The organism is Haladaptatus sp. W1 (assembly GCF_001723155.1).
GTDB lineage: Archaea > Halobacteriota > Halobacteria > Halobacteriales > Haladaptataceae > Haladaptatus > Haladaptatus paucihalophilus.
Genome location: NZ_MEIH01000156.1, coordinates 1 through 10460 on the forward strand (window position 1 = coordinate 1; position 10460 = coordinate 10460).

Consider the following 10460-nt stretch of genomic DNA (forward strand, 5'->3'; position numbering starts at 1 on the left):
GTCCTGTCGTTCCTCCTCGCCGCCGTCGATGTGGTTGAACTGCGGCGCGAGGAACGGGTTCTCGTCCTCGTGGAAGATACGGTCACGGAGGTCGTCGCGCAGGTATTCGGGGTACGTCGTGTGGATAGCCGTCGCCTCCCATATCATCCCGTCGAGGTGGACGGGCATCTCCGGGATGTCGCCGTTGCGCATCGCCTCCTCGATGACGAGCATCATCTCCTGTGACCGACCGACAGCGAACGCGGGGATGACGACCTTGCCGCCCTTCTCGTACGTCTCGTTGATGACCTTCTTGAGTTTCTCCTCCGAATCCTTCTGGTCGGTCTGGTAGTCGTTCCGACCGCCGTAGGTCGATTCGAGGATGAGCGTTTCGACGCGCGGGAAGTCGTTCACCGCGCCGTTGAACAGGCGCGTGTCGGAGTAGTGGATGTCGCCGGAGAACGCCACGTTGTACAGGCCATCGCCGATGTGGAAGTGTGTTACCGCGGAGCCGAGGATGTGACCCGCGTTGTGGAACGTGAGTTTCACGTCGGGCGCGATGTCAGTGACGTCGCCGTACTCCAGCGGAATGGTGTGTTTGAGCGCTTCCCGAACCATCTCGCTCTCGTACGGCGGGACGCGGCCCTCCTTCGCGGCCACGTCGAGGTAGTCGAGTTGGAGCAGTCCCATCAGGTCGCGGGTCGGTTCGGTCGTGTAAATCGGGCCGTCGTAGCCGTACTTGAACAGCAGCGGGATGAGCGCGCTGTGGTCCAAGTGAGCGTGGGTGAGCACCACCGCGTCGATGGTGGCGGCGCCCGCGCCGAGCGCCTCCTCGACTTGGAGGTACGGCACGTCGTCGGAACCGGGTTTGTCGCCACAGTCGATGAGGATTCGGGTTTCGGGCGTCGAGAGGATGAAGCTCGCCCGACCGACTTCGCGGCAACAGCCGAGCGTCGTGACGCGGACCCACTCCTCGTCGCTCATCTCCTCGCGGTGTATCTGTCGGCCGACCTTCTCCAGGATGTTGCGACGGTCGTCGCGTTCCTGTTTGAGGAAGTTCCGGACGTTGGAAACCGTCGAGGATTCGATGGGCGGCGTCCTGACGACTTCGGGCGTCCAGCCGACTTCTTGGGTTATCTCTCGGAGCGTACTCCCGTGCTTGCCGATGACCATGCCGGGTTTCTCGGCTTGGATGACGACTTCGCCGGTATCCGCGTGGAAGTCGAGGTCCGTCACGCCCGCTTCCTCTGGGATGACGTCGAGGATGTCCTCGCGCGCCGTGTCGGGGCGTGAGAGGACGTCGGGGTCGGGGCGAACCGTGATGCGCTTTCGCAGTTGGCTCGCCAGCTTTCGGATCAGGTCGCCGTTGCGCGCGAACTTCTTCGGGTCGCGCGTGTAGACGACGAGTTCCGGCCCTTCGTACTTGACGTCGGATACCGAAATGTCGCTCGGGAGTTCGCTCGTAATCGTTGCTTTGAGGTCTTCGAGTTGTTGCTCTACTTTACTCATGGTGAAAACAGTCCGCTTCGTCCGTTGGGAGAGCGAATGCTGTTGGTCCGGCGTATCTGGGATTGTCGCAGTCGGTGGTTTCGAACACCGTGACCACTACGACGTATACAGCACAGCATAGATTGTCTCGCTTGTTCTGCGGGATTGGAGCATACGCGTCAACGCGCATAATGTGGTCCTGGTCTCCAAAAGCAAACTGCTCATGGGTGACACAGGAAAACCCGCTTATCCCCCACTAAACGGTGTGGTTATAAAAGCCTTCTCAAAACCCCTAAATCTACTCTGCACGACGTATTCCCCATGCAACTCTCCCCTGCGACCGTCGCGGACGAACACGAGTGGGTTCGGGAACGAACGGAAGTCGTGACGCTCATCGACGACGTTCGAGCGAACCTCGGCGAGGCGTTCGGAACGGAGGTCGATTCCGTCTCCGTCGCCGACTACCGACGCGAAGTGGACGCGGTGTTCGCCGACGGCGACCTCGCGGTGAACGTCGCCGCGCTCGTCGCCCTGCTCCGCGACCTCGACGTCGAAAACGACTACCCCGGATTCGTCGTGGACGAACTCCTCGGCCGGGAACTCGCCGGAATGATTGCGGGCAACCAACCCCTTCGCCTCCTCGGCGAGGCCACGTTCCACTACGCGGATATCATGCACCACGTGGACGACGAGGCGGCGGGCGTGGACGACTTGGACGCCGCCCTCGCCGCCGGATTCCAGACCCGACTGCCGGGGTGGGACTGGACGGAAGGCGAGAATCCGTTTTCGGTGGAGTGAGTCAAACCTCGGCGTCTGCGTCCACTTTGAAATGTCGGCCGCCGCGCATCATGTCGAAGCCAAAGAAGGCGAGCGAAAGCGCGCCGACCGCGTTCACCGCAATCCAGCCGAGTCCGTTGTCGGCGAGAACGCCGGTGAACAGGAACGACACCGCGAGGCAGACGTATCCCAGACCGGCCAACCGATACCAGCCCACGTCCCACGGCAGTTCGACACCCGAAAGTATCAACAGGAGGCCGCCGAGGATGCCGACTCCGAACTGCGCGAGTTGTTCGAGGTGGGACAACGTGCGGGGTCCGAGCAGGGCGAGAAACCCGGCGTTCAGCAACAGCATGAACGCTCCGAGCCACTTGAACCACCGGCGCTTCGGTCCGCCCGTGGGTGCGCTGATGACCGGCGCTTTCATGATTTCGTGTTGGAGAACTGAATGTAAAAGGGTTCGCCCCGGCCCCTCCGACCGTTCGGAACACTGATTAAATCTGGGTGACAGCGAACGGACATGCAACCCGCGACGCTCTGTTATCCGATTCGTGGCGACGAAATCCTCCTCATCCGCAAAAAGCGCGGCCTCGGCGAGGGGAAACTCGTCGGTCCCGGCGGAAAAGTCGAGGACGGCGAGACCCCCGCGAGGCCGCGGTTCGTGAGGTCGAGGAGGAGGTTCGCGTCTCCGTTGAGAATCCGACCAAGGTCGGCGAGTTCGAGTTCGTCTTCGGCGAGAATCCGGAGATGTTCGTCCACGTCTTCCGCGCCGAGGAATTTTCGGGAGACCCCGAGAGACAGAGGAGGCCGACCCGCGATGGTTCGACGTCGGGGACATGCCCTACGGCGAGATGTGGGAGGACGACCGCCTCTGGATGCCGTATTTGCTCTCGGGTGAGACGTTCTCGGGATGGTTCCGGTTCGATTCGGACGGCGACGAGATGCTCGAACAGGAGTTGGAGACAGGGGTGGAGTTCTGAGTGTGGGTTCGTTCGTATCGACGAATCGAGTTCTTTTTCGGCGACAGTTCGGTGGTCGCAACGAGTCGGCTCGGGATGAGCTGTGAGCACGAATACAGACGTCGATGAAACCGCAACCGCACCGTACCACACCACATGCCTCCCCAACCGACTCCTTCGCGTTCGCTCAGTCGTCCCTCGCGTGATAGCCAGTCGGCCGCAACCGACCGCAGGTCGCGGGCCGTCTGCCGCACGCGCCAGCGTGGCTGGTCGATATGGCGCAGTCGAATTTCCACAGTGGCGCGCGCTGATGGGTGGTGAGGCCAGCGGTGCGGTCGGCCGAACCACCCCTTGAAGCCGCATGAGGGATGACGACCGAGGAGCGCCAGCGACGAGCGGAGGAGTCGGTTGGGGAGGCATGTGGTGTGGTGCGGCTACGGTGGGGAGTGGGAATGAAAGGGGCCGTCCGCTCGCGCTTGTCGTGGTCGCCTCGCCGACCCCTTTCGCCGAGGCACGCGGTTTGTGCCGAGTCGAGATGTCGGCGAGCGGGTCACGCGAACGCAGTGAGTGTGAGCACGGAAGTCGCATGCCCGCACAGGGAGCGTGCGACCGAGCAGGACCGTCTTCCGGTGCCGCGAGCGGGCGGGGGCTTTCGGGGTCCGCTTCTCAGTAATTACAATCACAAAACAACCAAGGTCACTTCCTAGCGAGCGTGGCAGGGGCTTTCAAGGTCTGCTTCTCAGTAACTGCAATCACAGCGAAACCAAACTACCTCCGAAGAAGTAAACGCACTCCTCGAACGTCCAAAATCGCGCCTCCTTGCCGTCGCTTCAGGACATTTAAGAGTGCAACCGGACTGGATAGGAGTAATGAGCAACGACGACCAGGAACTCGGCATCACCGAGTCCAAATCGTACAGTCCCGGCGACTGGTACGCCGAAGTCGTACTGAAGGCGGGTCTCGCCGACTACGCACCCATGGGCGGGTTCATCGTGACCCGGCCCCGCGGGTACGCCCTCTGGGAGGGCCTGCAGGACCACCTCGACGGCTGGTTCAAAGACACGGGCGCGCAGAACGCCTACTTCCCCGCGCTCATCCCCGAGAGCTACCTCGAACGCGAGAGCGACATCGTGGAAGGGTTCGACCCGGAAGTCGCGTGGGTCACCCACGGCGGCCACGACGAACTCGACGAGCGCCTCGCGTTCCGCCCCACCAGCGAGAGCATCATCACGCCGTTCATGAGCCAGTGGGTGCGGAGCCACCGCGACCTGCCGCTCCGACTCAACCAGTGGTGTAGCGTGATTCGGTGGGAGGCCACCGACACCAAGCCGTTCTTCCGCACGAAGGAGTTCCTCTGGCAGGAGGGTCACACGGCCCACGAGACCGAGGAGGAGGCGTGGGACGAGACGATGACCCGACTCGACCAGTACCAGCGGGTCTTCGAGGAGGTGCTGGCGATTCCGGTCATGCCCGGTCGCAAGCCCGAACACGACAAGTTCCCCGGCGCGGACACCACGACGACGGTCGAGGCGCTCATGCCCGACGGAAAGTCGGTGCAGGGCGCGACCAGCCACTACCTCGGACAGGGCTTCGCCGAGGCGTACGACCTCTATTTCACCGACGAGAACGAGGACGAACGCGTGGCTCACACCACCTCGTGGGGGCTGTCGTGGCGCGCACTCGGCGCGCTCATCATGACCCACAGCGACGAACAAGGATTCGTCTGTCCGCCCACGCTCGCGCCCGAGCAGGTCGTCATCGTCCCCATCTGGCAGGAGGAGAACCGCGAAGAGGTGCTCTCGTACGCCGAGGGCATCGCCGAGGACCTCGAAGAGGCGGGCGTCCGCGTCGAACTCGACGACCGCGACGAGCGCAACCCCGGCTTCAAGTTCAACGAGTGGGAGCTGAAGGGCGTCCCCGTCCGCTTCGAAATCGGGCCGCACGAGGTCGAGGACGACGAGATTACGGTCGTTCACCGACCCGACGGCGAGAACGTCGTGGAGGACCGCGCGGACATCACCGAGACCGTCGAGGACCACTTCGACGCGGTGTTCGACAAAATGTACGAGGCGGCCGAGGAGAACCTCGAAGACAACATCCGGGAGGCCGACTCCCGCGCCGACATCCTCGGCACCATCGGTCAGCACGGCGGCTACGTGAAGACCGCGTGGTGCGGCGACGAGGACTGCGAGGCCGAAATCAAAGACCAGATTTCGGCGGAAATCGTCATGGTGCCCCTCGACCGCGACGAGGAACCGTGCGGCGACGAGTGTTCCATCTGTGGCGACGAGGCCGAGGAGACGGCCTACTTCGCCAAGTCGTACTGAACTGGACTGAAGACGCGGACTCCCTTTTCTCGCCGAGGTGCCGACCGAGACAGGTGAACCGTGGAGTGGACCGTGATATGTGAACCTTGGATTAGATAGTCCCGCGCGTGCAACGAGGTACCATGCCGCGGTACGTCACACTCGACGACACGTACGAAGCCGCCCGCGAGAACTTCTCGTGGAACCTTCCCGAGAGCTTCAACGCCGCACACGACCTGCTCCGAAAGCACGACGACCCGAAGGGGTCCGTGGCGCTGTTCCAAGCGTATCCGGACGGCCGACGGGAGACGTACACCTTCCACGACATCGACGTGCTGTCGAATCGGGTCGCCGACGCCCTCTCGAATCTCGGCGTCGGATTCGGCGATAGGGTCGCTGTCGCCCTCCCGCAGAAACCCGAAAATCCCATCACCCACCTCGCGTGCTGGAAGCTCGGCGCGGTGTCGGTACCGCTGTCGGTGCTGTTCGGCTCCGAGGCGCTCGGCTACCGACTCGACGACAGCGGCGCGACGGTCGCCGTGGTAGACGCATCGGTTCGCCCGACGGTGGACGAAGTTCGAGACGACTGCCCCGACCTCGAACACGTGGTCGAGGTGGACGTGGACGTGGACGTGAACGGGGGCGATGCACGGAGTTTCGAGGAACTGCTTCGGGACGGCGGGCGCTCGTTCGACCTCGCGGAGACGACGCCCGAGACGCCCGCAATCGTCATGTACACGAGCGGTAGCACCGGGCCGCCGAAAGGCGTCCTCCACGGGCATCACGTGTGGGTGGGTCACTGCCCGACGTACTCGATGGTTTTCGAGCGAAACGTCCTCGGGAAGACGGTGGCGTGGACGCCCGCGGACTGGGCGTGGATCGGCGCGCTCGGCGACCTGCTCTTTTCCTCGTGGCACTACGGCCGCCCCGTCGTCGGCTATCCGATGGGGAAGTTCGACGCCGAGGAGGCGTTCGAACTCGTGGAGGAGTTCGGCGTGACGGACGCGTTCATCCCGCCGACGGCCATCCGCATGATGATGGAGGTGTCCGACCCGACCGACGCCTACGACCTCGACCTCGACGCCATCAGTACCGGCGGCGAACCGCTGACACCCGAGATTCTGGCGTGGGCCGAAGAGGAACTGGCGGGCGTCGCGGTGAACGAACTATACGGCCAGACGGAGGCGAACCTGCTCGTCGCCAACTGTGGGGACTGGTTCGAGGCGAAACCGGGGAGCATGGGGAAACCCGTTCCGGGCCACGACGTCGCCATCGTGGACCCCGAGACGGGCGAGGAACTGTCGCGCGGCGAGGTCGGCCAAATCGCGGTTCGAAACCCCACCGAACCCGCGATATTCGAGGAGTACTGGAACGCCCCGAAGAAAACCGAGTCGGTTCGGGTCGGCGACTGGCACCTCACCGGCGACCTCGCGGTGCAGGACGAGGACGACTACATCTGGTTCAAATCGCGCGACGACGACCTCATCATCACGAGCGGCTACCGTGTCGGACCCGGCGAAATCGAGAAAGCCGTCCTCGAACACGAGTCGGTCGAACAGGTCGGCGTCGTCGGCGTCCCGGACGACACGCGCGGGGAAATCATCGCGGCGTTCGTCCAACCCGTTTCGGGAGTCGAGGGGACCGACGCGCTCCGCGAGGAGATACGAACCCTCGTCCGGGACCGCCTCGCGGAGTACGAGTATCCGCGTCGAATCGAGTTCGTCGCCCGACTGCCTCAGACGACGACCGGGAAGATTCAGCGAACGGAGTTGCGGGAGCGGGCGGTCAAGGAATCCGGTTCGTGAGCGATTGGTATAAATTCGCATACGGATTGCTCTGACGCCTCCTGACGGGTATTATAAACCGTTTAGACCGCGGACCGGCTGTGTTCCGTCGAAAGGCCGCTCACCGATGCGGCGAGCGGTCGCTACTACAACAATGGTTTCGAGTCCGACGTTCGACGACGGGGTGCCATACGAACGAATCGACGCCGACGAGTGGGAGGACATCTACGTCGTCAGCGACGTCCATGGCTGCTTGCCGGAACTCGAATCGCTTCTCGACGACTTCGCGCCGTCCGCCGACGACCTCGTGGTGTTCGTCGGTGACCTGATTCGCAAAGGTCCCGACAGCCTCGGCGTCGTCGAGTTGGTTCGGGAGAACGACAACTTCCGCTCGGTTCGCGGAAACAACGAGCAGAAACTCCTCGACGGGGACGTCGAACTGGACGAGTTCGGGGAGGCCGAAATCGAGTACGTTCGGAGCCTTCCGGCGGCGATTTCGTGGGACGACGCGCTCGTCGTTCACGGCGGCGTGGACCCGCGAAAGCCGCTTTCGGAACACTCAATCGACGACCTCGAAACGACGCGCTCGCTGGACCCGGACGGAAGCTACGACCGACCGTTCTGGTTCGAGGAGTACGACGGGCCGCGACGGGTGTTCTTCGGTCACACCGTCCTCGAACGGCCGGTCGAACGGGAGTGGGCCGTCGGGTTGGACACGGGGTGTGTCTACGGCGGGACGCTCACGGCGTACGAGTATCGCGCTGACGAGTTCGTCACCAAGCCGTCCCAAAGAACTGGCAAGAACAGAAGCGACGACTCCATCGTCACCCCTCGGCCTCACTGAACCCTCGAACCCGCTCCTCGGTCCCAGAAAATCGCCCTCCGCGACCAGCCATGCCACAACACGAGTTACCGGACGACGATGACGAGGAAACGACGTCCGAAAACGCGGCCATTGACCTAACGGATTCCGAGTACTACCTGAACCGAGAGTTGAGCCAACTCGAATTTCAAAAGCGGGTGCTCCACGAAGCGATGGACGAGCGCAACCCGTTGCTGGAGCGCGTGAAGTTCCTCGCCATCTTCACGACGAACATGGACGAGTTCTTCCGCAAGCGGGTCGGCGGCCTGAAACAGCAGATGGCGGCCGACGTGACCGAACTGTCGCCCGACGGGCGGACACCGCGGGAACAGTGGGACGAAATTCTCGACGTGACGCGGGAGATGTTCTGCCAGCAGTCGGCCTGTTATCGGGACGTGATTCACGACGAACTGGCGGCCGCGGGTATCGAAATCGTATCGTACGACGCCCTGTCGTCCGCGGAGCGAGACGACCTGCGCGCGTATTTCGAGGCGTCCGTCCTTCCCACGCTCACGCCGCTGACGTTCGACCCGGCCCATCCGTTTCCGTTCATCTCGAACCTGAGCCTCTCGTTGGCGGTGCTGACTCGGAAGGACGACGAGTCGGAGACGACCTTTTCGCGCGTGAAGATTCCGAAAAACCGGCCGCGTCTCGTCCGAATAGGCGACGAGACGCGATACGTCCTGCTGGAGGACGTCATCCGGGCCAACCTCGACCTCCTCTTTCCGGGCACGGAGATCATCGACCACTCCACGTTCCGCGTCACCCGAAACGCGGAGGTCGGAAAGGACGAGGAAGTCGCGGAGGACCTCATCGACATGATAGAGTCGGTGCTCCGCGAACGTCGGTTCGCCACCGTCGTCCGCCTCGAAATCGAGGAGGGGATGCCCGACGAGGTTCGGGAGTTGCTGGTCGAACAACTCGGCGTGGACGAACGCGAGGTGTTCTGCCTCCCCGAACCGCTCGACTTCCGGGATTTCATGGACCTAACGGACTGTGACCGACCCGACCTGAAAACCGCTCCGTGGACGCCACAGCCCCATCCCCGTCTCTCCGGCGGGACCCCCGACGAATCCGTGGACGTGTTCGAGGAGATTCGACGCAACGACGTGCTCGTCCATCACCCGTATCACTCCTTCGAGGAGACGGTCCAGAAGTTCCTGCGGCAGGCCGCGACGGACCCCGACGTGCTCGCCATCAAACTCTCCATCTATCGGACCGCGAGCGATTCGAAGGTCGTCGAGAGCCTCATCGAGGCGGCGAGGAACGGAAAACAGGTCGCGGTGATGGTCGAACTCAAGGCGCGGTTCGACGAGGAAAACAACATGGAGTGGGGCAAGAAATTGGAGGAGGAAGGCATCCACGTCGCGTACGGGACCATCGGCTACAAGACCCACAGCAAGACCGCGCTCGTCGTCCGCGAGGAGGAGGACGGCGTGCAATTGTACTCCCACGTCGCCACCGGAAACTACCACTCGGAGACGGCGAAGACGTACACTGACCTCGGACTACTGACCGCGGACCGCGAAATCGGGCAAGACCGGAGCGACCTGTTCAACTACTTCACCGGCCACACCCGCCACGAGAAGTACCGAAAACTGCTCATCGCGCCGGGGAACATGCGCGAGCGGTTCACCGAGATGATACGCACCGAGGCGGCGTTGGCGCGCGAGGGGAAGGAGGGACGCATCGTCGCCAAGATGAACTCGCTCGAAGACCCGGCTATCGTCGAAGAACTCTACCGAGCGGCGATGGACGGCGTCGATATCGACCTCATCGTTCGGGACATCTGTCGGCTTCGTCCCGGCATCGAAGGGGTGAGCGAAACGGTGGACGTCTACAGCGTCGTCGGGCGGTTCCTCGAACATTCCAGAATCTTCTACTTCGGCAACGACGGCGACCCGCGGTACTTCATCGGGTCCGCCGATTGGATGACGAGGAACCTCGACAAACGCGTGGAAACCATCACACCGGTGACGAACCCGGCGCTTCGGGAGGAACTGTCGATGATTCTCGAAACGATGTTGGCCGACAATCGGAACTGCTGGGTGATGGAGTCGGACGGCAGTTACCGCCAACGGGGACCCGGCGACGAACCGACGGTGGCTACACAGGACGTACTCATGCGGCGCGCGGGTCGGCTGAGCGACACCTGAAGAAATCAGAGCGGTCAGAAGTGATAGATTAAAACAATAGCGGTTCCAAAACAATCGATGTCGGAAGGTCACGAAATGAATGTGAATTGCGGTTGTTCAATGTCTTACATTCGGAAACTAAGCGAGGTTTGACAGTATACCACAGTATC

9 protein-coding genes and 1 pseudogene are annotated in these 10460 nt (G+C 62.8%); 8 read left to right on the forward strand and 2 right to left on the reverse strand.

Features of this window, described 5'->3' with window-relative positions:
- The coding region (locus BG842_RS08495) for a beta-CASP ribonuclease aCPSF1 (protein WP_069450432.1) at window positions 1-1488 on the reverse strand (1488 nt) is incomplete at its 3' end.
- Between the two features lie 300 nt (window positions 1489-1788).
- Here BG842_RS08495 and BG842_RS08500 point away from each other — a divergent pair.
- Window positions 1789-2265: a hypothetical protein gene (locus BG842_RS08500; protein ID WP_069450433.1), complete on the forward strand. Its 477-nt coding sequence runs from the start codon at window positions 1789-1791 to the stop codon at window positions 2263-2265.
- A gap of 1 nt (window position 2266) precedes the next feature.
- Here the strand turns inward: BG842_RS08500 and BG842_RS08505 are convergent, their stop codons facing one another.
- Window positions 2267-2671: a hypothetical protein gene (locus tag BG842_RS08505; protein ID WP_069450434.1), complete on the reverse strand. Its 405-nt coding sequence runs from the start codon at window positions 2669-2671 to the stop codon at window positions 2267-2269.
- Between the two features lie 77 nt (window positions 2672-2748).
- Between BG842_RS08505 and BG842_RS31270 the strand changes: the two are divergent.
- The 7 genes and pseudogenes from BG842_RS31270 to ppk1 all read left to right on the forward strand — a co-directional run.
- A pseudogene (locus tag BG842_RS31270) lies at window positions 2749-2985 on the forward strand (hypothetical protein); the annotation flags it as partial.
- 95 nt (window positions 2986-3080) lie between these two features.
- The gene (locus tag BG842_RS31275; RefSeq protein WP_254662995.1) at window positions 3081-3224 is read left to right on the forward strand and encodes a hypothetical protein; all 144 of its coding nucleotides are present in this window, start codon (window positions 3081-3083) and stop codon (window positions 3222-3224) included.
- Window positions 3225-3306: 82 nt separating this feature from the next.
- On the forward strand, window positions 3307-3558 hold the full coding sequence (locus BG842_RS28760) for a hypothetical protein (RefSeq protein WP_139136068.1): 252 nt from the start codon (window positions 3307-3309) through the stop codon (window positions 3556-3558).
- Between the two features lie 514 nt (window positions 3559-4072).
- Window positions 4073-5530 (forward strand): proline--tRNA ligase, encoded by a 1458-nt coding sequence (gene proS, locus BG842_RS08515; protein ID WP_069450435.1) that lies wholly within the window; start codon window positions 4073-4075, stop codon window positions 5528-5530.
- Window positions 5531-5652: 122 nt separating this feature from the next.
- Entirely contained in the window at window positions 5653-7314 is a 1662-nt protein-coding gene (locus BG842_RS08520; RefSeq protein ID WP_069450436.1) for an AMP-binding protein, read from the forward strand.
- 133 nt (window positions 7315-7447) lie between these two features.
- On the forward strand, window positions 7448-8137 hold the full coding sequence (locus BG842_RS08525) for a metallophosphoesterase family protein (RefSeq protein WP_069450437.1): 690 nt from the start codon (window positions 7448-7450) through the stop codon (window positions 8135-8137).
- 50 nt (window positions 8138-8187) lie between these two features.
- On the forward strand, window positions 8188-10311 hold the full coding sequence (gene ppk1, locus BG842_RS08530) for a polyphosphate kinase 1 (protein WP_069450438.1): 2124 nt from the start codon (window positions 8188-8190) through the stop codon (window positions 10309-10311).
- The last annotated feature ends 149 nt before the right edge of the window (window positions 10312-10460 follow it).

Bases quoted from the DNA above. Each gene is read 5' to 3' on its own strand.
- ppk1 (WP_069450438.1), top strand. From the start codon at position 8,188: ATGCCACAACACGAGTTACCGGACGACGATGACGAGGAAACGACGTCC.
- proS (WP_069450435.1), top strand. From the start codon at position 4,073: ATGAGCAACGACGACCAGGAACTCGGCATCACCGAGTCCAAATCGTAC.
- BG842_RS08520 (WP_069450436.1), top strand. From the start codon at position 5,653: ATGCCGCGGTACGTCACACTCGACGACACGTACGAAGCCGCCCGCGAG.
- BG842_RS08500 (WP_069450433.1), top strand. From the start codon at position 1,789: ATGCAACTCTCCCCTGCGACCGTCGCGGACGAACACGAGTGGGTTCGG.
- BG842_RS08505 (WP_069450434.1), bottom strand. From the start codon at position 2,671: ATGAAAGCGCCGGTCATCAGCGCACCCACGGGCGGACCGAAGCGCCGG.
- BG842_RS08525 (WP_069450437.1), top strand. From the start codon at position 7,448: ATGGTTTCGAGTCCGACGTTCGACGACGGGGTGCCATACGAACGAATC.
- BG842_RS31275 (WP_254662995.1), top strand. From the start codon at position 3,081: ATGCCCTACGGCGAGATGTGGGAGGACGACCGCCTCTGGATGCCGTAT.